This window comes from Natrinema salaciae (assembly GCF_900110865.1).
GTDB lineage: Archaea > Halobacteriota > Halobacteria > Halobacteriales > Natrialbaceae > Natrinema > Natrinema salaciae.
Genome location: NZ_FOFD01000002.1, coordinates 625785 through 647644, shown reverse-complemented (window position 1 = coordinate 647644; position 21860 = coordinate 625785). Strand labels below are relative to the sequence as shown.

The window sequence follows — 21860 nt, the reverse complement described above, 5'->3', positions numbered from 1 at the left end:
TGTCTTCCAGAACGGAAACATGGCTGAGCAGACCGGTGGGGACCCGCTCTTCCAATCTCACGACCCCATCTTCAATCGGAAGGAACTTCTCCACGTCGGCCACGTCCCCGACGAGGACCGAATCGTCGGGCGGGACGACGAGATCCAATCCGTCGCTGCCGAGGTCGGTGCGATCACGCGCGGGGACCCGCCGAACAACGTGATGATCTACGGCAAAACCGGCACCGGAAAGAGTCTTATCTCTCGCCACGTCGCCACTCGCGCCCAGGATGCCGCCCGGAGTAACGATATCGATTGTGCCGTTCTCTACGTCGACTGTTCCGAAGCCAACACCGAGACGCGTGCCACGCGCCAGTTAGCGCTCAGTCTGAAAGAACAGACCGGGTACGAACAGAACATCCCGCTTCGAGGCGTCGGGACGATGGAGTACTACCAGCACATCTGGGGCATTCTCGAGGACTGCTTCGACGCGGTAATCGTCATCCTGGACGAGATCGACAAACTGGACAACAGCAACATTCTGATGCAACTCTCCCGCGCTCGCGAGGCACAGAAGACGGACGCCTACATCGGCGTCATCGGGATCAGTAACAAGGTCCAGTATCGAGAGACCCTCGACGAGCGCATCGACAGCAGCTTCGGGCACCGGGAGCTGTTCTTTCACCCGTACGACGCCTCCCAACTCCGCGAGATCATGCGCAACCGCGAAGACGCGTTCCAGCCCGACGTCCTCGAGGACGGGACGATCGAGCTCTGTGCGGCCCTCGCGGCCAAGAAACACGGTGACGCCCGCAAGGCCATCGAGATCCTCAAGGAGGCCGGAGAGCTCGCCCGCCGCACCGGGAGCGAGACGGTCTCCGAGGATCACATCCAACAGGCACAGGAGGTCGCCGAGATCAATCGAATCGAGGAGCTCACCAGCGGTGCGACCGTCCACGCGAAACTCGCGCTGTACGCGCTCGCGAGCCGTATCATCACCGGTGATCGTGAGACCTACAAGACCCGCGAGATCTACGAGCGCTACGTCGGCATCTGCGAACTGGTCGCCAACGATCCGATCACCGAGAACGGACTCTATCGCCAGCTCAAAGAACAGGCGTTTCTCGGCGTTATCGAGTCCGAGAAGACCGGCGGCGGTCGATCACAGGGGAGTTACCTCCTGCATCGACTCGTCACTGACCCGAAACACATCGTCAAAGCCGTCCGCCGCGACGCCGCGCTCGAGGAGCTACCGACGTACGATCGACTCGGCGAAAACGGCCCGTCGACGGCGAACCGCGACGCGAATCTGGGTTCCTTTTCCTGAGCCGCGACGCTGATCCGGCGATCCGAAACCCCCACGTCGCTCGAGCGCGTTTTCACTCTGAACGAGGGGTGGGGGACCCCCAGCGGTACTCCCGCAGCACTCGCGATAGTGCTCCCGCAGCGCTCGCTCCAGCACTCCTACAGAACCCGCGGTAGTGCGCTCGCAGCCGGTTCGTGCGCTCGCGGACGGCCGTCGACCGGTGCGAATGCGCATGGTCCACGAACGCCTCGATCCGACCCACCGAGAATAGCCTGGTACCCGCGTTATGTCGCTTCGACGACGTCGGTCCGACGTCGGGATCGACGGTCGACGACGGAGCCGCACGCGGTACAGACGAGCACTCGCTCGTCACCGGACACGTCGGTGTTCCAGTCGCCGGTAATCGGACTTTCGTGGCCGCATTCCGGACAGAAGAGGACGGTCTTTCGCCGCTCGGGCGGCGGGTGAGCATCGTCGTGATACGTGTGTATTGCCATGGTCGGTACTAGAGAGCCGAGGCCAATAGGGGTTGTGCGAAACGAACGATCGTGACGGATCGACCGTGCCCTTTGGTAGGCAGCCCCGCGTACTAAGCAGTTCGTCGCCGTCGATCACGCCATGTCCATCGAGAGCACCAATCCAGCGACGGGCGACGTGGTCGACAGCTTCGAGGAGACCACGGACGAGGAGCAAGACGATCACCTCGAGCGGGCGACGGAGACCTTCGAGGAGTGGAGCGACACCCCGATCGAGACGCGCCAGCGGCTGCTGGCGAGGGCGGCCGACGTCCTCCGGGAGAACGAGGCGACGTACGCGGAGTTGATGACCGAGGAGATGGGGAAACCGATCGGCCAGGCGCACGACGAGGTCGAGAAGTGCGCGTGGGTCTGCGACTACTACGCCGAAACCGCCGCGGAACACCTGCAGGACGAGGTCATCGCCAGCGACGAGAGCGCGCGGACGGTCGTCGCCTACCAGCCGCTCGGGCCGGTGCTGGCGATCATGCCGTGGAACTTCCCCTTCTGGCAGGTGTTTCGCTTCGCGGCCCCCACCCTCGCCGCCGGCAACGTCGGACTGTTGAAACACGCCTCGAACGTCCCCGGCTGCGCCCGGGCCATCGAAGCCGTCTTCGAGCGGGCCGGCTTCCCCGAGGGCGCGTTCACCTCCCTCCTGATCAGCTCCAGCGAGATCGACGCGGTGATCGAGGACGATCGCATCTCGGCCGTCACCATCACCGGCAGCGACGGGGCCGGTCGATCGGTCGCCGAGACGGCTGGCAGTCAACTCAAGAAGAACGTCCTCGAGTTGGGCGGGAGCGACCCGTTCGTCGTCCTCGAGGACGCGCCGATGGAGCAGACCGTCGAGACGGCGGTGCAGGCGCGGCTCATCAACAACGGCCAGTCCTGTATCGCCGCGAAGCGGTTCATCGTGGTCGACGAGGTCTACGACGAGTTCGTCGACCGGTTCACCGAGGCGATGGACGAGCAGGTCGTCGGCGATCCGATGGACGAGGAGACCGACATCGGCCCGCAGGCGCGCGAGGATCTCATGGCGGACCTCCACGAACAGGTCCAGGAAACCGTCGATCAGGGCGGCGAAATCGAACTTGGCGGCGAACCGATGGACCGCGACGGCGCGTTCTACCCGCCGACGGTGATCACGGACGTTCCCGAAAACGCACCCGCAGATCGGGAGGAGCTGTTCGGTCCGGTCGCGACCGTCTTCCGAGTTCCGGACGAGGCGGCCGCAATCGAGAAGGCCAACGACACCCGCTTCGGCCTCGGCGCGAGCGTCTGGACCGAGAACGTAGAGCGCGGCGAGCGAGTCGCCCGTCAGTTCGAGTCCGGACTGGCGTTCGTCAACGAACTCGTCAAGTCCGATCCGCGACTGCCCTTCGGCGGCGTGAAGGACTCGGGCTACGGTCGCGAACTCTCACGCCACGGGATTCGCGAGTTCGTGAACACGAAGACGATCTGGGTCCAGCAGGACGCCGGCGAGGAGACGGAGATGGTGGAGTGACGTAATAAGCGGTCGACGGTACCTTTCTCGGGGACTTCTTCACAGCCCCACGGCACTTTCTCCGGGAGAGCCGGGCGTACAGGACGCCGCGACTCAGAATCGTCCTTCGATAGCGAGGATTGGGTCGGTGTCTGGCTGCTGTCGGGGAGTGGACGACGACCGGTATCCCGATCGTACCCCGTTCGATGATCGCGATCGATCGGCGAGCGGAATCCCGACAGAAACGGACCCTCGTTGCTCACGGGGAACCGGGAGACCGTGTTCGGTTCACGACCGGTACGAACGGTCGCGGTACAACCCCACGAGTGTGGCTGTGACCAGGACAGCCAGGAACAGACTGGCAAACAGTAGCAGGTCGAGCGGTCGATATAGAAACGGAGACTTCCCAGCAGCCGGCTGTTCCGAGTCGGCACCGGACTCGTCTTCGGCGACCGTTTCGTTCGCCGTATCGCTGTCCGGTGTCTCGTTCGTCACAGATTCGTTCGTCGTGCCGTTCGCTTCCTCGTCGATCTCGAGTGCGAGCGTCACGTTTCGCTCGAGCGACCGACGATTCTCCGTCTCGATCACAACGCGCTGGCTGTCGTAACCTGCCGCGCTCACCTCGAGCGTGTGTCGCTCTCGCGGGACGACCAGTTCGTACGCACCGTCGGAACGCGTCACCGTCTCGGCCCCGACACTGCGAATCGCCACCGTTGCGTTCTCGATCGGGGTTCCCGTCTCGTTTCGCACCGTTCCGAACACCGCGGTCGTCGGCACCGAGAGCGTGACGTCGAGGCGCGCCCAATCGGAGGACGTGACGGTCACGGTCGCCGTTTCCCGCTGGAAGCCGTCCGCCGAGATGGTGACCTCGTACGTTCCCTCGGGGAGTTTCAGTCTGTAGTATCCGTCGCTACTCGGCGTCGTCTTCCCCCCGGTACCGTTGACTGTGATCGTCGCGTCCATAATGGGATTTCCCGCTTCGTCAGTCACCCGTCCGCTGAGACGGCCCGTATTCTCGCCGGCGGCCGAACGGACCGCCGCCGCGTGACCGATCTCGGTCGGCGTCTCGGCCGCGGTCACCGTTCGGATCTCTGACGGGGGTTCGAACGCTGCCCCAGCGGAAGCCGGCCGAGCGACGGTCGCGGTCGACAGAGCGAGAAGTACCATGACCGAGATCGCAACGGCACCTATCCGTCTTCTCATCCCACCCATACGGTTTCAGACAACTCGAGAGACGGTATTCCCTCACGAATAATGACTATTCCGGTGAACGTCTCCGTTTTCGACTCGTCTCCGACGGATCGAGACGTTCTCGCCGGAGCGGACGACGCGTTTTTATGGGGCCTGCGTGACAGGACAGCCATGACCGGACTGTACTACGAGGAGTTCGAGGTCGGCGAGACCATCGAGCACGAGCGTCGACGAACGATCTCCGAGAGCGACAATCAGCGCTTTTGTGACATGACGATGAATCAGCAACCGCTGCACCTCGATTCCGCGTTCGCGGCCGACACCGAGTTCGGCAAGCGGCTGGTCAACGGCCTCTACACCATGTCGCTGGCCGTCGGCGTCTCGATTCCGGAGACGACCGACGGGACGATCGTCGCGAACCTCTCGTACGACGACGTCGAACATCCGAACCCGGTCTTCCACGGCGATACGATCCGCGTCCAGTCGACGGTCACCGACAAGCGCGAGACCAGCGATGGCGAGCGTGGGGTCGTCACCATGCACGTCGAGGCCTTCAAGATCGACGACCCCGACGAGCCGCTCGTCTGCGAGTTCGACCGGACCGTCCTCTCGCTGAAACGCGAGCACGCGACCGCGGACGAAGACGGGACCGAGAGCGAGGGTCGGGACGAAGAAAGGGACGGAGAGTGATCGCCGTGAGCACCGATATCGCGGACGTCGAAACTGACATCGACGCCGACGCCGACCTCGAGTGGCTCTCGCTGGACGCCGACGAGGAGATCCTCTGGGCCGGCGGCCCGGATCGACGAACGCTCATTCCGGCGTTCGCGATCGGGATCCCGCTCTCGATCGTCCTGATCGGGCTCGTCATCGTCGTCAGCGAGTATCTTCGCGTGACGAACACCCACTACGTCGTGACGACTCGTGCCCTGTACAAGAAAACCGGCGTGCTCTCGCGGGACGTCAAGCGGATCGAACACGAGAAGGTCCAGGACATCTCGTACAGTCAGACCGCGCTGGGCACCCACTTCGGCTATGGGACCGTCGAAGTCAGCACCGCCGGCGGCTCCGGCGTCGAGATGGCGTTCAACTCGGTACCCGACCCGAAGGATCTCCAGCAGCGGATCAGCGAACGGATCAACCGCGAGCGCGGCGAGTCCGCCGACGATCGGACGAAAGCCGACGTCCTCGAGGAGATCCTGACCGAACTCCGGGCGATTCGGGCGGCCGTCGAGGACGGACCGACCGGCCAGCCGCGTGACGAGGGCGATCGGCCGACGGCCGACCGCTCCACCGAACCGACCGACCGCGAGGCCACCGATCGGCACTCCTACGAGTATGACGAGGACCAGTCCGTCTGAGCGCGGCTCGGAATCGGTCGAGACTGCGACAGAGCCAGACGGCGGGCAGCCCGCGCAGGGGGTCGTGTCCGAGCCGTCGTGGCTCCCCCTTGCGGCAGACGAACGAATCCGCTGGCGGGGCGGGCCGCGAATCCAGACCGTGCTGCCGTGGGTCGCGTTCGCGCTCGTCGGAACGACAGTCCTGGTTGCCGCGATCGCCGTCGACGCGCTGCCGATCCTCGCCGCCGTCGGCCTCCCGATCGCCGTCGCACCGGCGCTGTGGCAGTATGCCCGCGTCTCCCGGACGGCGTTCGTCGTCACGAACGCGGTCGCCGCGACGCGGCACGGCGTCTTCGGACGGACCGTTCGAACCGTCTCCCTCGAGCGAATTCAGAACACGACCGTCGAACAGGATCCGATCGGACGGATCGTCGGCTACGGGACCGTCACGCTCGAGACCGCCAGCGGCACCGAGATCAGGTTCTGGAACGTCGAAGACCCGGGTCGAGTTCGCGATCGGCTCGAGGCCGAGCGCGAGCGCCTGACCGGGGCCGAAATCCCCGGCGGACGCGACCAGTGGGACACGGTCCTCGACGAGGTCCGAGCGTGGCGACAGCGCCTCGAGCGTCCGTAATCGACGCGGTCGCGGTCGAGCGCGTCCGGCCCGGTTAGACGACCGTCGAAATCGTGTAGAGGTTGAGGATCGCCGCGGCGAGCCACGGGACCGCGAGTCCGACCGGGACGATCGGTCGATACTCCGGCTCGAGGAGGAGTCGACCGACGAGGCCGATGCCGACGGCGAACGCCTTGAGGGCGAGCATCCCGGCCACGCCGTAGCCCTCGATCGCGCCGCGGGCGGCCGGGTTCGATTCTGCCAGTCCGACCTGGAGGCCGACGAACGTCGTCACGACGTCGGCCAGCAGGGCGACGGCCACGAGCATCCAGCACAGCCGCTCGAGGTCGACGGCCGTCACGTCGCCGGGGAGACGATGATGGAGGGTGGCGTTCTCGGAACTCATAGGCTCCCCGCCGGAATCGAACCGGATCGTCGCTCGTCGTGCCACCGGGAGCACGCTCCGGTTCCAGCAGGCGGGGTATTGTTATGACAGCCGTATGGGAAACGTCGTCCTCGTTAAGGGGTCGTAACTGGCTGCGGGCGAGTAGCAAACGAGCGTGCGGAGCTCACGGCGCACAGCGGCGGGCGACGCTCACAGAATCGTTCCGTGTTTCTTGTCCGGCAGGGACTTCTCGATATCGGCGTAGAAGTCGAAGCGGGCGGCCAGTTCCTCGCGCAGCGTGCTCGGCGGGACGATCTCGTCGATAACGACTTCGCTGGCCATCCGGTGGACGTCGATATCTTCGCGGTACTCCTCCCGGAGCACCCGTTCCATCCGTTCGCGTTCGTCGGGATCGTCGATCTCGGCGAGCTTGCGCGCGTAGACGGCGTTGATCGCCGCTTCCGGCCCCATGATGGCGATTTCGCCCGACGGCAGCCCGATGACGCTCTCGGGATCGTAGGCGGGACCGCCCATCGCGTAGATGCCCGCGCCGTAGGCCTTGCGGACGACGACGGTCTGTTTCGGGACCGTGGCCGACGAGGTCGCGTAGATCATCTTCTTGCCCTGCTCCAAGATGCCGTCTTTCTCGACCTGCGAGCCGGCCATGAAGCCGGGAGTGTCACAGAGGTAGAGTAAGGGGATGTTGAACGCGTCCGACTTCCAGATGAACTCGGCGGCCTTCTCGGCCGCGTCGGGGAAGATCGCACCGGCGCGGTGGGCGGGCTGGTTGGCGACGATACCGACCGGGCGGCCGCCGATCCGGGCGTACGCCGTGACGATCTCGCGCCCGTAATCGGGCCGTAACTCGAAGTACGACCCTTCGTCGACGATCCGATCGATGACGTCGGTCATGTCGTACCCCCGATCGGGTCGCTGGGGGACGACGGCGTCGATCCCTGCGGGGGGGTTCGCCGGCGCGTTGGGGTCCCGCTTCGGCGGTTTCTCGTCCGCGTTGTCCGGCAGGTAGGTGAGCAACTGCGCGACGAGTTCGCGGGCGTGGTCCTCGTCCTCGGCGATCAGGTCCGCCGAACCCGACTCGCGCATGTGGACCTGCGGTCCCCCGAGTTCCTGCAGGTCGATCTCCTCGCCGGTGACCATCCGAACCATCCGCGGCGAGGCGATCGCCATCGCGGACATCCCCTCGACCATGATCGTGAAGTCCGCGAAGACCGGCGTGTAGGCGGCCCCGGCGATGGAGGGGCCGTAGAGAACGCAGATCTGGGGCACCCGGCCGGAGAGCATCGAGTGGTTGTAGTAGTACTTCCCGATCCCCTCGCGATTGGCGAAGAAGCCGGTCTGCTGATCGATCCGACCGCCCGACGAGTCCATCAGGTAGAACACCGGTCGACCGGTTTTGAGCGCGCGCTGTTGCATCCGCAGGAATTTCTCGACGCCCTTGGCGGCCATGCTGCCCCGCTTGACGGTGTAATCGTTGGCCATGACGTGGACGTCCCGCCCTTCGAACGTGGCCGCGGCCGTGATGAGCCCGTCCGCCGGGAGCCGGTCGTCGGTCTCCTCGTCGGGGTTCGTTCCGTCCGGATGCCACTCGTCGAACGCGGCGAACTTGCCGTCCTCGAAGTGTAACTCGCTGTCCGCGCCGGAAAACCACAGCTCGAGCCGATCCCGGACGAACAGTTTCCCCTGCTCGGGCAGCTGGTCCCTGTACTTCCTGGGGCCGCCCTCGAGGATGTCGGCGATCTCCTCCCGCAATCGCTGCTCGCATGCCGTCGGCTCGAGGTCGTCCCCGCCGGTCTCGGACGCCGACGGGTCGTCCCCGACGCCGGCGTTCGACCCGCCGCCGGCCTTCCGCTCGAGTTCGTGTACGGCGGTCGGCTCCCCATCGTCACCGAGATATACCTCGACCGTCTCGCCGGTGTGATCGGCGAGTGCGGCCGCAATCGCCGCAGCCTCGTCGTCGTCGGCACTGGCCGCAATACGGACTCGCATGCTACTGCCTCTGTCGGGCGATCAAATACCGTTTTCCCCGAGACGTGACCGCTCGAGCCAGTCAGCCACGGTGGCATCGAGCGTCGACCACACAGAGGAGAGGAGAGAACGGGTCGCGCCGAACCGATCGTTGGAGCTCGCCGCGAGGGATGAGGAGGTTCGTCGCGGGCGCGGCGCGAGCCGATCGAGAGTGCGTTCTGCCTCCGTGGTCACCAGCACGGAGACAGCTCCTACTGACCGGGCTCGTGACACGAAGGCTCGCGTTCAGTCGTGCAGTCATTATGTCGGGTATCGCTATCGGGAATGGCCATCTCGTGGGGCGAGTGCCGTCGTTGCGGCCGCTGACGAAAGAGTATCGAATCCGTCAACTGATGGCCCCGGTATCTTCGACGGCAGTTGCAGGCAGAACCGCTTTCGTCCATTTTGCCGTTGGTTGTGACGGTTACGATCCCGTGTCCGTATACAGAGCCGTTGGCGGAACGGGGAGCACAGCGATCGAACAGCAGAGTCGGCGTATGTCGGAGTCACAGACCGAGCGGGTCGTCCAGCGACTCGCGACGCTTCGCGATCGAGTCGAGACGGGGATGGACCGGCGAGAGTTCGTTCGGACCCTCGTCAGCGGCGGCTTCGCCGTCGGGATGGCCCAGTGGCTCGGCGTCGACGACTTCCTCGCGGCAGACGACGGCGAGGTCCCCGTCGTCACCGCGCTCGTTAGGGACGATCCCGCCGATCCGTGGTCGATCCGAGAACGAACGCGACACGTCCCCGCCGAGTGGTACGCTGCCGTCACGAAGGCGTTCGAACTGAACGAACTGCTGGCTCGGGTCGCCTTTACGGGGTACCTCGGCAGCGCAGTCATCCCCGGTGACTACGAGAGCAGCACGGCGACCGTCTCCGTCGGCGTCTCGAGCGACGGCCACTCCCTGGTCGACATGGTCACCGACGTCGCCGAGGGGATCGATATCGATACCGAGACCATCATCGACGTCGAAGAGATTCAGGAAGGGCCCGAATCCCGAGAGCCGCGATTCGCCGACGCCACCTCGGACGGCCCCGTTCCGAGCGGCGTGGCCTGTGAAACACCGACGAGTATGGCGACGCTCGGACCCGCACTGTACCATCCCGACGGGCAGCGGCAGTTCTTCGTGACGGCGGACCACGCCTTCGGGGAGAGACACGACTCGACCGACGACGCGCTGTTCTTGCCGCGCCAGGACACCGACCCGCTCGAACTCGGGACGGTCGTTCACTATCATCCCCTCGAAGACGTCGCCGCCGTCGAGCCAAACAGTTGGGTCGAACCGGCGAGCAGGATCGACGCGCCGTCGAGTCCCCGCGTTTGCGGCCAGTTCACCCGGTTCGGCCTCGCGGATCTCGTCGCCCGCGGCGAGGAACTCGAGAAGGTCGGTGCCCTGAGCGGCCATACCACGGGGAGAATTCAGGGTATCGATGCAGTCACCTGCTTCACCGACGACTTCTGCCGCCGCGGGCAGATCCGCTGGGGCGGCGAGATGGATCTGACCGACGGCGACAGCGGCTCGGTGAGCTACCACAGCGACCCGCAGGGCGAAGAGGAGGACGTGCTCGTCGCGGGATTCAACAACGCCCGCACCTGGTGGCCCGGACAGAGCTACGTCTGGGGCGTCGGCGCCTATCGACTGACCGAGAAACACGGCTATCACTTCTGAGACGAATGAGCGACGACAGAACCCGTTCCACGAGAACCGAAGCCGGACGCGCGCGTCGCACCGTCGGAGCAGTCGTCAGCGGTGGAATCCGGCTTCTCCTCGACCTGGTCGCGGTCTCGCTGTGGGTCCTCTTCCTGACGCTGCTGTTCCTCGAGACGAGCTGGCCGCGATGGGTCTTTTACGGCGCGCTGATCGTCGGCGTCGCGCTGTACGTCACCGTGACGGCCGCCTGGTTCCGCGGGAGCGACGACTGAACTCGAACCGGAACCGAACCCGAACTCGAACGTCCCCGGCGTCACGCAGCCCGCGACTCGCGGCCTGCGGCCCGTGGCCGTCCGCTACGCGAGCGTCGCCTCGAGCCGGTCGATCAACGCGTCGGTGCCGACGTGGAGCGGCGTGCGCTCGTGGAGGGCGTCGGGCTCGACGGCGAGCAGCGACTGGGTACCGTTCGAGGATCGCCCGCCGGCCCGCTCGACGACGTAGCCGATCGGGTTCCCCTCGAACTGGAGCCGGAGCTTGCCCTCGGGCCGGGACTCGAGTGCGGGGTAGCCGAACGTGCCGCCGTAGGTGAGCACCTGATTGACGTCCCCGATCAGCGCGCCGCCGTAGCGGAGCTTGAGCTCCGACTCGATCTCGCGGGCGTACTCGCGGAAGTCGTCGGGCCAGTCGGGGACGCGACCGCCGAACCCGTAGACGACCGGGTCCGCGGGGAGGGTGAGATCGCGTTCGATAACCGTCCGCTCGCCGCCGGACAGTTCGTACTCGGTGACGGTCTCGTCGGTCGCGATCACCATCGTCGTGATCGGGCCGTAGAGGACGAACCCCGCGGCGACGAGCGTGTCACCGCGAGCGGGGAGCGCGGCGTCGTAGACGCCGAAGATCGTCCCCATCGTGTTGTTGGATTTGAGGTTCGACGAGCCGTCGAGGGGGTCGACGGCGACGGCGTACGCCGCCGACGACGCGGGGTCGTCGCCGCAGTCGACGACCGTGGCGCGCTCCTCGCTGGCGTACTGGCCGACGCCGTCGATTCCGGCGATCCGATCGCCGAGCACCTCGTCGGCCCAGACGTCGGCTTCGGCCTGCGTCTCGCCGCTCGGGTTCTCCTCGGCGACCGTCCCGCGGCGGCCGATCAGTCCCTGTCGGATCTCGGTCGCCGAGCGACCGATCGTCGCCACGACGGCCTCGACGACTGGGTCGGAGACCGTCATCCTATTCGGTGGCCTCGAGCGCGGCGTCGGCGGTCGCCTCCTCGTAGATGACCTCCTCGAGCGCGTCGAGAATTCGGGTCGGATTCTCGCGCTGCCAGACGTTGCGGCCGACCGCGAGTCCGCTCGCGCCGGCGTTGACGGCGGCCTCGACGGTCGAGAGGAAGTCGTAGTCGGAGGTCTTGGAGCCGCCGCTCATGACGACCATCATGTCGCCTGCCGCCGCGCAGGCGTGTTCCATGGCCTCGGGGCTGCCGGGATACTTGACCTTCGCGATGTCGGCACCGACCTCGAGGGCGATGCGGGTCGCGTAGGAGATCGTGCTCGGCTTGGTGTCGTTTTTCAGTCCCTGTCCGCGCGGGTACGACCACATGACGACGGGGAGGTCGTACTCGCGGGCCTGCTCGTGAACCCGCCGGAACTCCTCGTACATCTCGACCTCGTGGTTCGAACCACTATACACGGTAAAGCCGACCGCGTCGGCCCCGATCTCGGCCGCGTAGTCGACCGAGCAGTTGATCGCGGAGTCGGGTTCGCCCATCCACATGTTCGACGTGCCGTTGAGCTTCAGGAGGAGGTTGACGTCGTCCTCGTAGCTGGGGTAGTACCCCTCCGCGATTCCCTTCTGGACGGCCATCGAGGTGACGGCGTCGTGGGTGGCCGTCTCGAAGACCGTCGCCGGATCGAGTTTCTCCGGTACTTCCTCGAAGTCGACGGGACCGTGCTCGAGCCCGTGGTCCATCGCCAGAATCAGTGACTTGCCGTCGCGAACGATCGGAGAGTCGTCGATCGGAATCATCTGTAAGACGGTCCAACGGGTCGCTATAAATCTCTGATGGTCCTGATTATCGAAATTACGTACAAAAGTAGTAAGTTGGGATGGGATCGGGGACGGATCGTCGTCTCGAGTCGACGGATCTCCAGTTCGGGCCGGGATTCGATCCGGTTCGTTCGTCGGTCGAGGCCGGACGCACGGCGGCTCGAGTCGATAGCCGCGCGACGACGCAGCAGTTAGAGCAGTTCGCGCGCGTTGTGTCGCCACGTCCGGACGTGCAGGACGTTCAAATCGAGGGCGTTGGCGACCGCCATCGCGTCGACCGTCGCTAGCCGCTCCGCCGAGCGGATGCCGGCGTCGGCCAGCGCGTCGGCGTCGTCGGGGCCGACCCCCGTGACCGCCGTCACCGGCGTCGGTCTGGGATACGGCCGCTCCGAGGGGCGCTCTCGTCCGACCGCGATGGGTTCCGAATGCTCGTACTCGAAGGTCTGCCAGTCCTCGTCGCCGCTGACGGCGATCCACTCCCGTTCGGCGTCGCCGAGCCCGCGCACCTCGTTCGAGCGCCGGTCGAGGTCGCCGTCGCTCTCGAACGACCAGGGCAGGGAGAATCGCCGGCGGAGCGTGGCCGCGATCGTTTCGTCGACGCCCCGATCCAGCAGCATCCGATAGGAGTACTCCTTGTCGGCGACCGCGTCGGGATCGATCTCGGCGGCCTCGAGCACCGCTTGCTCGTCGGGATCGATCTCGGCGGCCTCGAGCACCGCTTGCTCGTCGGGATCGACCGGCGCATCGAGTTCGGCGTCGGACTCGGCGGCCGCCTCGAACGGTTCCGTCTCGCCCTCGTCGAACGCGAGTTCGACAGTAGTGCCGTCGACGGCCGCCTCCCCGTCGTCGCTCACGTCGACGGTAATGCCGATATCGATCACACGGCCCCCCTCGTCGTCGCTCTCGGTCGTCGTCCCCGTTCCCACGTCGCTGGCGACGTTTTTCTTGCTCACGCGATTCACCGCTTGTCCATAGCTCACACCCTCTCGTCTTGAAACTTATCCTCGCCGCCGAATCGACCAGCACGCTTACGGCGACGACCGCGGAAGCGACAGTATGGTTCGCGAACAGATCGATCGGATCGGCGTCGTCGGTGCAGGAACGATGGGAAGCGGCATCGCACAGGTCGCGGCGACCAACGGGTACGACGTGGTCATGCGCGATATCGAGCGGGAGTTCGTCGAGAGCGGCTTCGAGACCATCGACGACAGTCTCGGACGACTCGAGTCTCGAGGGAGTCTCGACGAGGAACCGGCGACGATCCGCGACCGGATCGAGGGGACGACGACGCTCGACGACCTCGGCGACTGCGACCTCGTCGTCGAGGCCGCGCTCGAGGAACTGGGGGTCAAACAGGAGGTCTTCGCCGACCTCGAGCGGGTCGCCGACGAGGACGTCCTGCTCGCGACGAATACGAGCACGATCTCCATCACGTCGATCGCGTCCGATCTCGAGGCCCCCGAGCGCGTGGTCGGGCTCCACTTCATGAACCCGGTCCCGATCATGGAGGGGGTCGAGGTGGTCGTCGGCGAGAAGACGACCGACGCGGCGACCGCGCTGGCCCACGAGATCGCCGAGGACCTCGGGAAGACGACGTGGGAGGCCGACGACAAGCCGGGGTTCGTCACCAACCGCATCCTGATGCCGTGGATCAACGAGGGGATTCGCGCGTACGACGAGGGCGTCGCCTCGAAGGCGGACATCGACACGGGGATGGAACTCGGAACGAACGTCCCTATGGGGCCGCTGACGCTCGCGGACCACATCGGACTGGACGTCTGTCTCCACGCCTCGGAAACGCTTCACGAGGAGCTGGGGGACAGATACCAGCCCGCCTACCTCCTCAAGCGGAAGGTCGAGGCCGGCGATCTGGGGAAGAAGACCGGCGAGGGATTCTACGAGTACGAGTAACCGATTGCCGATCGTCGATCGCAGCCGTCGGAACGAGCGCGGCCGGTCGTTTCAATTGAGCACAATTTATTTCCGCCCGACATCCGTAGTCGACGACGATGCGGATTACTCGCCTCGCCGTCGTCGTCGCCCTCTGTACGCTCCTCGGCGTGATCGGCGTCGCCACCGTCGCCGGTGCACCGCCGCCGTCGCAACTCTGCGGCGTCTGTGGCTCCGGGCTCGGGGACGACGCCGGTATCGACGGCGCGACCGAACCCGGAACGCTCGACGTCTACGTCGACGAGGCCGGCGATTCGCGGTGGCACGCTCGCGTTCCGGTCACCGCGTCGGCCGCCGAGCGGTATCGGACGAACGCGACCGCGCTCGAGGCCGCGGTCGACGACGCCTGGGTGCGATACCACGTCGCCGACGGCGACGTCCGAACCGTCGAGTCGACGCTCGAGGGTAACACGGTCGTGGTGAACTACACCGTCGACGACGTCGCTCGGCGGGGTGTCGGCGATAGCTGGATCGTCGACTACTTCGCCCTCGGGACGTCGAACGCCCGCTACGGGCTGGAAGCCGACCGGGTGACGCTCCACACGCCCGAGGGGACGACCGTGACGAACGACCCCGCCCGCGCGACCGTCGACGGCAGCGCCGCGACGTGGACGCGAGCGGACGGCGTCGACAGACAGACGTACGTCACCTACGGCGACGGCGGCGTCCTCGGCACCGCGACCGGATACGCGACGATCGGCCTCGAGACCGGTCCGACGGCGCTCGATCACGGCGCGAGGGGCGGGTTCGTCCCGGGGATACTGATCGCGCTTACGGGCGTCGCATTCGGTCACATCGACCGGGGGCGCGCGGCGTTCGACGCGGCGCGGCTCGAGCGGCTGATCGCCGCCGTCGGGGCCGTCGGTGCCGGCGGCTTTCTGGTCGTCGGCGTGGTCGCCACCGGTGGCGGTCTCGCGCCGGGTGCCGTCGCACTGGCCGCTCTCGGAGTCGGATACGCCCTGCTGGGGAGCACGGCACGTCGTCTGGGTGATCGGCTCGAGACCCGCGGGCTCGTCGGTCTGGCGGCGCTCGCGACGGTCACTGCCGCGGGGGTCTCCGTCCTGCTCGCCGGCTTTCCGGTGTACGCGTTCCCGGTCTGTTTCGGACTGGCGACCGCGCTCTGTCTACCGATCGGACACGCGTTCGAGCGCGGCCGGACGCCGATCGCGCTCGTCGTCGTCGCCGCCCTCACGCCGATCGCCGCGATCGCGGCCGTCGCTCCCGTCTCCGTGTTCGGCTACGGACCCGGCCTGTACGGTCTCTTGCTGTTGCCGTGGGTCGCCAGTGTCGCCGTGTTCGGCTACCCGCTCGCCTTGCTCGGGCGGCGCATCGCTCTCGAGGCCGACCGATCGCGGCGCTGAACGCCGGCGACTCACTCGAGGAATCGCGAGCTGACGTCGACGTCGGGCGGCGGCATCGCACACTGGTCTCGCTTCCCGAACCAGCGGTAGCGGCGGGCGGCGACGGCGTCGTAGGCCCAGTCCCGGAGGCCGCGCGGCAGGAATCGAAACGGGCCGAGCAGCGCGTAGACGCCGCCGAGGAGCCTCGCGATGCGGATGACCGCGGCCGACTTCACGTAGTAGTCGTCGCCCTCGATCAGGACGACCGACTCGAGTTCGTCGGTCGGGAGGCCGCGTTCGGCGAGCAGGGCCTCGCCGACGTCGGACTGGAGTGCGGCGAAGCGGAACCGGCCCTCCGTATCTCGGGGCAGGATAAACTGGACGAACCCGTTACAGAGGTTGCAGACGCCGTCGAAGAGGACGATCGGAGCGTCGTCGGAGGCCGGCGAGTTCATTGGGTACGGGCAGTTAGTGCCGGCCGTGATTCACGGTTTCGGTCGGCAATCGCGTCGTCGGCCGAACACGATCGGTCGACCACCGTATACGTCGTCGGCGCTTCGCGTTCGCCCTCGAGGCGGATCGGCTGCTCGGTGTAGGTTACGGTGACGGCCTCGACGGACGAATCGGTCCGCGAGCGCGCCCGTTCGCACATGGACGCAGCGAACCGGTCGGCGCGCTCGTCGCTGTCGGACAGCGAGTTCATGTACTTTCGCCACCGGAAACTGGGGACGGTCTCGGCGGCGTCCGGCGGCCGGTCGGTACGGCGTTCCGTTCCCCCGAGGACGTCGCGATTCGGTTCGCCGTCGATCTCGGCTTCGACCACGTACCAGCCGTAGCTCGTGCTGGGGTCGGGGGCGAACATGCTCCACTCGTGGTCCGCCGGATCTACCGCGTCGACCGGTTCGAACGGGTCCGCAACGCCGAGCACGCCGACGTTCCAGCAAGCGACGCCGATCAACAGGGCGGCGAGGAGAAACGACCGGCACTGTCGCACCCGTCGCTGGGTCGGGGTCGGCAGTGCCGATCCCGCTGGTCGCGGTCGTCGCACCCTGGTCGTCGCGTCTCGGACCACCGCCACACCGCGGTCGAGTCCGTCGATCCGGCCGACGGCAACGGCGAGGGTGTGCTCGAGCGCGTTCCAGAACCGCGGCGGGAGAAACAGGAGGAACGAACCGACGAGGACGGCGGGGAAGAGGCCGACGGCCATCGAGAGCGCCATCCCGGTGGCCGCCGCGACGAATACGGCGACGTAGGCGATCCGGAGACGGCCGGCAAACAGTATCATGAGCGGTGCGCCGGTCACCAGCCCCATCCAGGCGAAGGTTCCGACCGTCAGGAGGAGCGGGTAGTTCACGAGGTGGTCGCCGAGCAGCACGGTCATGTGATCCAGTCGGAGCGCGTAGTGGAGCGCCTCACCGGTGTGCCAGGTGTCGCCCTCGGCCTTGCCGAGCGCGTTGCTGACGAAGACGGCGACGACGGAGACGAGCATCGCTGCGGTCGCCGGCGTGACGATCCGGGGAGTGCGTTCGGACCGGCGTTCGGGGTCCGGTTCGCGCGCGGCATCTTCGACGTCGCCGGTGTCGCCCAGCGCGTCGATCGCCCACCGACGTCCCAGCGGCAGGAAGATGGCGAGGAACAACAGCTGACTGAGGAGCCTGTCGGCCCCGTTCAGCAGGAACGGGTTGCGGGCTTGCACGGAGACGAGCAAGAGTAGCGAGAGAACCGTCGCCGTCCGCGTCCGGTAGCCGACGAGCAGCGCCGCGGCGGCCGCCGCCGCACAGCCGAACAGGAGCGCCTGTACCCACGCCGCTCCCGACAGGGCGTGAATCGAGTATTCGGCGGCCGGATACTGGTCCACCAGCATCGCCCGCGGCAGCACCCCGCCGTCGGTGTAGAACGTGCGGAGGTCCCGCGACCGGTGGCCGATATCGAACAACAACACGAGCCCGACCGCGATGCGGAACGCCGCCAGCGCTCGAGCGTCGATGCCGAGCCGGCGCTCGAGCGCGTCTCTCGTGCGCGCTCGCAGCGAATCCACTCTCGGGCGGAGCGAACGGGTACTCATGGATGGACGGGGATCTCGATCATCGTGGTGAGTCGGGCCGCTCTCGATCAGCCGGTGTCGTCGACGGGACCGCTCGACTGCGGCAGTCCGGTACTGCGTTGGACCGGAACCTGCCGCCGGTCGATCACGAGCTGCGGTTTCCCCTTACTCATCATCTACGTGAAATATGCTTTGTGTCTTTCGCCGATGCGCGCACCCCCTCGAGCAACGGAAGCCGACTGGTGGCGAGAGCAACGGCTGGAGGCGAGAGCAGCGGCTGGAGGCGAGAGCAATGTCAGTGGCGACGAGCAACCCGGGGCGGAGAGCCACGAGAACGGTACTGCGACCGGGTCGCCGTACCCGAACCCACACTCAGAATCGACGACGGCCGCTCACTGGTGAAGCGGCTGCTCCGACATCGTGCGCCGGAGTTCCTCGAGCCGCGAGCGAGAGACGCCGTCCTCGAACTGCTGGAGGAGGGCGTACACTTCCGCTCGAGAGACTTTGACGTCGCCCTCGCGGACGACGTCCTCGGGACGTTCGCGCAGTTCCCGAAGGGTCCCAACCGCGAGCAGGTAGGGGATCGCCCACGCCGAGAGCCGGTTGCCGTTGTGTTCCGGCACGACTTCGAGGTAGCGCTGGGCGCCGTCGAGGTAGCCTTCGGCGCGGCCTGTCACCCGCTTGATGACGTTCGTGACGCCACCGTGGTGGGCCTCGTCGGTGACTTCCTCGACGTCGACGTCCTCCGCCGCGAGCCATTCGGCGGGGAGGTAGACGTTGTTCTCCTCGTGATAGTCGGCTTCGACGTCTTTCGCGATGTTGACCAGTTGCAGGAGGAGGGCGAACGAGCGGGCGTTCTCCCGCATCTCCACCGCTCGGTCCTGCGAGGTGCCGCGGGCGACCAGTCCGGTGATCAGGGTGCCGACGGTGCCGGCGGCGTACCAGCAGTACTCCTCGAGTTCCTCGATCGTCTGGAGACGCAAGCCGCCCTCCGTGGCGTACCGATCGGTGAACATCGCCATACCGTCGACGAGTTCGCGGACCGGTTCGCGCATGATCTCGCGGGGCTCCTCGTCGAGCGATTCGAAGGTCCGCAGCACCCGTGGCGTCTCTGCGACGACGTCCCAGTCGTCGTTTCGGTCCTCGGGAAGCCACGGCTCGACGTCGTCCATGAAAGTCGCGACCGATTCCGTGGCGTCCGGATCGAGTAATCGATCGTAGGTCGCGAGCAGCTCTGTCTGCGTCTCCGGTGGAATGTGACCCGCATCTTCGATCGTGTCTGCGATTCGACAGAGGAGATAGCCGAGACAGATGTGTCTCGCCATCGGCTCCTCGAGCCGATCGATAGTGATCGAAAAGGTCCGCGAAACGCCGTGAACCGCGTCGTAACACCACTCGAGGTCGGTGTCGGTTGTGGATTCGGGCTGGCCCGTGGTCATCTACTCGAGTTAGTTTGGTGACCATCCGGGAAAAACGCCGCGGTCGCGGCGCGATCTACCGATCGATGCGGAACGCAGTCCGAAGGGGGCCGGCCGGAGCGACTGGCCCGGCGCGTTCCGACGAAATTCGTATGTCGCGGCCGAACGAAATCGAACCGATGAATCGAACCGTACTCGTCGCCGGATCGCACGGAGGAGTCGGACAGCACGTCACCGAACTACTCGGCGAGCGCGAGGGGATCGCTCGAGCGATGGTTCGCGACGAGTCCCAGGTCGACGCGATGGCGGATCTGGGCGGGGACCCGGTCGTAGCCGACTTGACGGGGGACGTCGACCACGCCGTGGAGGGCTGTGACGCGATCGTCTTCGCCGCCGGTTCCGGGGGCGACGACGTCTACGGCGTCGACCGCGACGGCGCGATCCGGCTGATCGACGCCGCGGAAGCGGCGGGCGTCGATCGGTTCGTCATGCTCAGTTCGATGGGAGCCGACGACCCCGAGGCCGGCCCCGACGCCCTCGAGGACTACCTGATCGCCAAGGCCGAAGCCGACGAGTACCTCCGACAGAGCGACCTCGCGCACACGATCGTCCGGCCGGGCGAACTGACGACCGAGTCCGGAACCGGCGAGATCCGCGCCGCGGGCGACGGCCTCGAGCTAACCGACGGCGATATTCCCCGCGAAGACGTCGCTCGAACGCTCGTGGCCACACTCGAGCGCGACGATCTCGTCGGGGAGACGTTCGAAATCCTCGGCGGTGACGAACCGATCGACGCGGCGCTCGAGCGAGTCGCCTCGCGATGACGGGAGACGGACGCGGCCATAGGCGGGCCGTGTCGACGGCCGTAGGAAAAGACTAATACGTTATTTGTGCCGATAAATAATTGAGATGCCAGCGGGAACAGACCAAACACTTCGACCGTTCTTGTGGCGTGCTACCAAACTGTACCCCGATACGGAGATCGTCTCCCGGAACCACGACGGGATGCAGCGATACACGTACGCCGAGTACGAGGACCGAACGAGCCGCCTCGCGAACGCGCTCGACGAATACGGGATCGAGACCGGCGACCGGGTCGGGACGTTCTGTTGGAACCACTCGCGCCACTTCGAGACGTACTTCGCCGTCCCGTCGATCGGCGCACAACTCCACACGATCAATCCGTTACTCCCGGACGCACACATCCAGTACATCGTCGACAACGCCGACGACGAACTGATCTTCGTCGACCAGTCGCTCGCACCGAAACTCGCGGGCGCGGTCGCCGACGCCGACGACGAGTTCGACGGCGTCGACTTCGTCGTCATGGGCAGCCAGCCGGCCGACGACCTCGAGGCGACGCCGTACGAGTCGTTCATCGAGGGTCACGAGACCGACTACGACTGGCCCGACGTCGACGAGGAACAGCCCGCGGGGATGTGTTACACCTCGGGAACGACCGGCAACCCGAAGGGCGTCGAATACACCCAGCAGATGCTCTGGAGCCACACGATGGCCACCCTGACGCCACAGGGGATTCCGATGGCCGACGACGACGTCGTCATGCCCGTCGTGCCGATGTTCCACGTCAACGCCTGGGGGATGCCGTTCACGGCGACCGCGGGCGGCTCCAAACAGGTCTTCCCCGGCCCCTCGCCGGAGCCCGAAGACATCGCGAACCTCATCGAAAACGAGGGCGTGACGATCAGCGCGGGCGTTCCGACCGTCTGGCTCGGCCTGATGGAGTACTGCTCGGAGAACGAGGTCGACCTCTCGACGCTCGATACCGTGATCGTCGGCGGCTCGGCGGCACCGAAATCGATGATCGAGTGGTTCGACACCCAGGGCGTCGAGGTCTTACACGCCTGGGGGATGACCGAGATGTCCCCGATCGGGTCCGTATCCCATCTCAAATCCGATCTCGAGGACGCGGACTACGACACCCAGCTCGAGAAGCGCGGCAAACAGGGGCTCGTGGTGCCCGGTCTCGAGTTCAAGGTCATCGACAACGACGGCGAGGAGATCGCCTGGAACGGGCAGGAGTTCGGCGAGCTGTGGATCCGCGGGCCGTGGGTGACCACGGAGTACTTCAAACGCCCCGAGGCAAACGAGGCGGACTTCGAGGACGGCTGGCTCAAGACCGGTGACGTCGTCACCGTCGACGAGGATGGCTACATCAAGATCGTCGACCGAGAGAAGGACGTGATCAAATCCGGCGGCGAGTGGATCTCGTCGGTCGAACTCGAGAACGCGATCATGGCCCACGACGACGTCGCCGAGGCGGCCGTCGTCGGCGTCCCGCACGAGCGCTGGCAGGAGCGACCGGTCGCGTTCGTCGTCCCCGCGGCGGACGCCGATCGGGACGCGCTCGTCTCCGAGATCAACGAGCAGCTCGCCGACGAGTACCCCAAGTGGTGGCTGCCGGACGAAATCGAGTTCATCAAGGAAGTGCCCAAGACGGCGACGGGCAAGTTCTCGAAGAAGGACATCCGCGAGGAGTACGCCGATCAGTCCCTCGTCGAGGGACAGGTTCCGGAAGAGTCGGCGCCCGATAGCGACTGAGGCCCTCTCGTCTC

21 protein-coding genes are annotated in these 21860 nt (G+C 66.3%); 11 read left to right on the top strand and 10 right to left on the bottom strand.

Annotated features, from left to right (window positions below; genetic code table 11):
* Positions 1-19: 19 nt before the first annotated feature.
* Positions 20-1306 carry a Cdc6/Cdc18 family protein gene (locus BMX07_RS08440; RefSeq protein ID WP_090616730.1) on the top strand — a complete coding sequence of 429 codons (1287 nt, stop codon included), beginning with the start codon at positions 20-22 and terminating at the stop codon, positions 1304-1306.
* Between the two features lie 263 nt (positions 1307-1569).
* Here the strand turns inward: BMX07_RS08440 and BMX07_RS08435 are convergent, their stop codons facing one another.
* Positions 1570-1782 (bottom strand): DUF8106 domain-containing protein, encoded by a 213-nt coding sequence (locus tag BMX07_RS08435; RefSeq protein WP_090616728.1) that lies wholly within the window; start codon positions 1780-1782, stop codon positions 1570-1572.
* A 121-nt stretch (positions 1783-1903) separates the two neighbouring features.
* Here BMX07_RS08435 and BMX07_RS08430 point away from each other — a divergent pair, with 121 nt between their 5' ends.
* Entirely contained in the window at positions 1904-3304 is a 1401-nt protein-coding gene (locus BMX07_RS08430; RefSeq protein ID WP_090616726.1) for an NAD-dependent succinate-semialdehyde dehydrogenase, read from the top strand.
* Between the two features lie 267 nt (positions 3305-3571).
* On the opposite strand, the gene BMX07_RS08425 is transcribed toward BMX07_RS08430, so the two are convergent.
* Positions 3572-4450 carry a carboxypeptidase regulatory-like domain-containing protein gene (locus BMX07_RS08425; RefSeq protein ID WP_175480091.1) on the bottom strand — a complete coding sequence of 293 codons (879 nt, stop codon included), beginning with the start codon at positions 4448-4450 and terminating at the stop codon, positions 3572-3574.
* Between the two features lie 195 nt (positions 4451-4645).
* On the opposite strand from BMX07_RS08425, the gene BMX07_RS08420 reads away from it, so the two are divergent.
* The 3 genes from BMX07_RS08420 to BMX07_RS08410 are packed head-to-tail and all read left to right on the top strand — an operon-like array spanning position 4646 to position 6448.
* Complete coding sequence (locus BMX07_RS08420) at positions 4646-5164, top strand: MaoC family dehydratase (RefSeq protein WP_090616722.1); 519 nt, start codon at positions 4646-4648, stop codon at positions 5162-5164.
* A gap of 5 nt (positions 5165-5169) precedes the next feature.
* Positions 5170-5835, top strand: coding sequence for a PH domain-containing protein (locus BMX07_RS08415; RefSeq protein WP_394328388.1), 666 nt, complete (start codon positions 5170-5172; stop codon positions 5833-5835).
* The gene (locus BMX07_RS08410; protein WP_090616720.1) at positions 5813-6448 is read left to right on the top strand and encodes a PH domain-containing protein; all 636 of its coding nucleotides are present in this window, start codon (positions 5813-5815) and stop codon (positions 6446-6448) included. Before BMX07_RS08415 ends, BMX07_RS08410 begins: the two co-directional genes overlap by 23 nt.
* Before the next feature lie 34 nt (positions 6449-6482).
* On the opposite strand, the gene BMX07_RS08405 is transcribed toward BMX07_RS08410, so the two are convergent.
* Both BMX07_RS08405 and BMX07_RS08400 read right to left on the bottom strand, forming a co-directional pair.
* Positions 6483-6833: a DUF5658 family protein gene (locus BMX07_RS08405; RefSeq protein WP_090616718.1), complete on the bottom strand. Its 351-nt coding sequence runs from the start codon at positions 6831-6833 to the stop codon at positions 6483-6485.
* A 189-nt stretch (positions 6834-7022) separates the two neighbouring features.
* The gene (locus BMX07_RS08400) at positions 7023-8819 is read right to left on the bottom strand and encodes an acyl-CoA carboxylase subunit beta (RefSeq protein ID WP_090616716.1); all 1797 of its coding nucleotides are present in this window, start codon (positions 8817-8819) and stop codon (positions 7023-7025) included.
* Positions 8820-9334: 515 nt separating this feature from the next.
* On the opposite strand from BMX07_RS08400, the gene BMX07_RS08395 reads away from it, so the two are divergent.
* Together BMX07_RS08395 and BMX07_RS08390 are read left to right on the top strand one after the other, a co-directional pair.
* Positions 9335-10507 (top strand): hypothetical protein, encoded by a 1173-nt coding sequence (locus tag BMX07_RS08395; protein WP_090616714.1) that lies wholly within the window; start codon positions 9335-9337, stop codon positions 10505-10507.
* A 5-nt stretch (positions 10508-10512) separates the two neighbouring features.
* Positions 10513-10761, top strand: a complete 249-nt coding sequence (locus BMX07_RS08390) for a DUF8119 family protein (RefSeq protein WP_090616712.1) — start codon at positions 10513-10515, stop codon at positions 10759-10761.
* 84 nt (positions 10762-10845) lie between these two features.
* Here BMX07_RS08390 and BMX07_RS08385 read toward each other — a convergent pair whose 3' ends face one another.
* The 3 genes from BMX07_RS08385 to BMX07_RS08375 form a co-directional block, all read right to left on the bottom strand.
* A complete protein-coding gene (locus BMX07_RS08385; RefSeq protein ID WP_090616710.1) occupies positions 10846-11715 on the bottom strand; it encodes a class 1 fructose-bisphosphatase in 870 nt (289 codons plus the stop codon).
* Position 11716: 1 nt separating this feature from the next.
* Positions 11717-12511 carry a class I fructose-bisphosphate aldolase gene (locus BMX07_RS08380; protein WP_090616708.1) on the bottom strand — a complete coding sequence of 265 codons (795 nt, stop codon included), beginning with the start codon at positions 12509-12511 and terminating at the stop codon, positions 11717-11719.
* Positions 12512-12723: 212 nt separating this feature from the next.
* Positions 12724-13512, bottom strand: a complete 789-nt coding sequence (locus tag BMX07_RS08375) for a DUF7409 domain-containing protein (protein ID WP_090616706.1) — start codon at positions 13510-13512, stop codon at positions 12724-12726.
* 76 nt (positions 13513-13588) lie between these two features.
* Here BMX07_RS08375 and BMX07_RS08370 point away from each other — a divergent pair, with 76 nt between their 5' ends.
* Positions 13589-14443: a 3-hydroxyacyl-CoA dehydrogenase family protein gene (locus tag BMX07_RS08370; protein WP_090616705.1), complete on the top strand. Its 855-nt coding sequence runs from the start codon at positions 13589-13591 to the stop codon at positions 14441-14443.
* Positions 14444-14541: 98 nt separating this feature from the next.
* Positions 14542-15843 (top strand): hypothetical protein, encoded by a 1302-nt coding sequence (locus BMX07_RS08365; protein ID WP_090616702.1) that lies wholly within the window; start codon positions 14542-14544, stop codon positions 15841-15843.
* 11 nt (positions 15844-15854) lie between these two features.
* On the opposite strand, the gene BMX07_RS08360 is transcribed toward BMX07_RS08365, so the two are convergent.
* The 3 genes from BMX07_RS08360 to BMX07_RS08350 form a co-directional block, all read right to left on the bottom strand.
* Positions 15855-16277, bottom strand: coding sequence for a thiol-disulfide oxidoreductase DCC family protein (locus BMX07_RS08360; RefSeq protein ID WP_090616700.1), 423 nt, complete (start codon positions 16275-16277; stop codon positions 15855-15857).
* A complete protein-coding gene (locus tag BMX07_RS08355; protein WP_139210846.1) occupies positions 16274-17887 on the bottom strand; it encodes an HTTM domain-containing protein in 1614 nt (537 codons plus the stop codon). Before BMX07_RS08355 ends, BMX07_RS08360 begins: the two co-directional genes overlap by 4 nt.
* A gap of 371 nt (positions 17888-18258) precedes the next feature.
* Positions 18259-19305: a phytoene/squalene synthase family protein gene (locus tag BMX07_RS08350; protein ID WP_090616698.1), complete on the bottom strand. Its 1047-nt coding sequence runs from the start codon at positions 19303-19305 to the stop codon at positions 18259-18261.
* Positions 19306-19463: 158 nt separating this feature from the next.
* Between BMX07_RS08350 and BMX07_RS08345 the strand changes: the two genes are divergently transcribed.
* Positions 19464-20108 (top strand): SDR family oxidoreductase, encoded by a 645-nt coding sequence (locus BMX07_RS08345; RefSeq protein WP_090617217.1) that lies wholly within the window; start codon positions 19464-19466, stop codon positions 20106-20108.
* A gap of 85 nt (positions 20109-20193) precedes the next feature.
* Positions 20194-21846 (top strand): long-chain fatty acid--CoA ligase, encoded by a 1653-nt coding sequence (locus BMX07_RS08340; protein ID WP_090616696.1) that lies wholly within the window; start codon positions 20194-20196, stop codon positions 21844-21846.
* Positions 21847-21860 lie beyond the last annotated feature (14 nt).

What these genes read in the sequence shown, in the direction of transcription:
- BMX07_RS08410 (WP_090616720.1), top strand. Translation starts at nt 5,813, where the DNA reads ATGACGAGGACCAGTCCGTCTGAGCGCGGCTCGGAATCGGTCGAGACT.
- BMX07_RS08425 (WP_175480091.1), bottom strand. Translation starts at nt 4,450, where the DNA reads ATGGTACTTCTCGCTCTGTCGACCGCGACCGTCGCTCGGCCGGCTTCC.
- BMX07_RS08435 (WP_090616728.1), bottom strand. Translation starts at nt 1,782, where the DNA reads ATGGCAATACACACGTATCACGACGATGCTCACCCGCCGCCCGAGCGG.
- BMX07_RS08440 (WP_090616730.1), top strand. Translation starts at nt 20, where the DNA reads ATGGCTGAGCAGACCGGTGGGGACCCGCTCTTCCAATCTCACGACCCC.
- BMX07_RS08350 (WP_090616698.1), bottom strand. Translation starts at nt 19,305, where the DNA reads ATGACCACGGGCCAGCCCGAATCCACAACCGACACCGACCTCGAGTGG.
- BMX07_RS08365 (WP_090616702.1), top strand. Translation starts at nt 14,542, where the DNA reads ATGCGGATTACTCGCCTCGCCGTCGTCGTCGCCCTCTGTACGCTCCTC.
- BMX07_RS08360 (WP_090616700.1), bottom strand. Translation starts at nt 16,277, where the DNA reads ATGAACTCGCCGGCCTCCGACGACGCTCCGATCGTCCTCTTCGACGGC.
- BMX07_RS08420 (WP_090616722.1), top strand. Translation starts at nt 4,646, where the DNA reads ATGACCGGACTGTACTACGAGGAGTTCGAGGTCGGCGAGACCATCGAG.
- BMX07_RS08370 (WP_090616705.1), top strand. Translation starts at nt 13,589, where the DNA reads ATGGTTCGCGAACAGATCGATCGGATCGGCGTCGTCGGTGCAGGAACG.
- BMX07_RS08430 (WP_090616726.1), top strand. Translation starts at nt 1,904, where the DNA reads ATGTCCATCGAGAGCACCAATCCAGCGACGGGCGACGTGGTCGACAGC.
- BMX07_RS08345 (WP_090617217.1), top strand. Translation starts at nt 19,464, where the DNA reads ATGAATCGAACCGTACTCGTCGCCGGATCGCACGGAGGAGTCGGACAG.
- BMX07_RS08385 (WP_090616710.1), bottom strand. Translation starts at nt 11,715, where the DNA reads ATGACGGTCTCCGACCCAGTCGTCGAGGCCGTCGTGGCGACGATCGGT.
- BMX07_RS08395 (WP_090616714.1), top strand. Translation starts at nt 9,335, where the DNA reads ATGTCGGAGTCACAGACCGAGCGGGTCGTCCAGCGACTCGCGACGCTT.
- BMX07_RS08390 (WP_090616712.1), top strand. Translation starts at nt 10,513, where the DNA reads ATGAGCGACGACAGAACCCGTTCCACGAGAACCGAAGCCGGACGCGCG.
- BMX07_RS08405 (WP_090616718.1), bottom strand. Translation starts at nt 6,833, where the DNA reads ATGAGTTCCGAGAACGCCACCCTCCATCATCGTCTCCCCGGCGACGTG.
- BMX07_RS08380 (WP_090616708.1), bottom strand. Translation starts at nt 12,511, where the DNA reads ATGATTCCGATCGACGACTCTCCGATCGTTCGCGACGGCAAGTCACTG.
- BMX07_RS08400 (WP_090616716.1), bottom strand. Translation starts at nt 8,819, where the DNA reads ATGCGAGTCCGTATTGCGGCCAGTGCCGACGACGACGAGGCTGCGGCG.
- BMX07_RS08355 (WP_139210846.1), bottom strand. Translation starts at nt 17,887, where the DNA reads ATGAGTACCCGTTCGCTCCGCCCGAGAGTGGATTCGCTGCGAGCGCGC.
- BMX07_RS08340 (WP_090616696.1), top strand. Translation starts at nt 20,194, where the DNA reads ATGCCAGCGGGAACAGACCAAACACTTCGACCGTTCTTGTGGCGTGCT.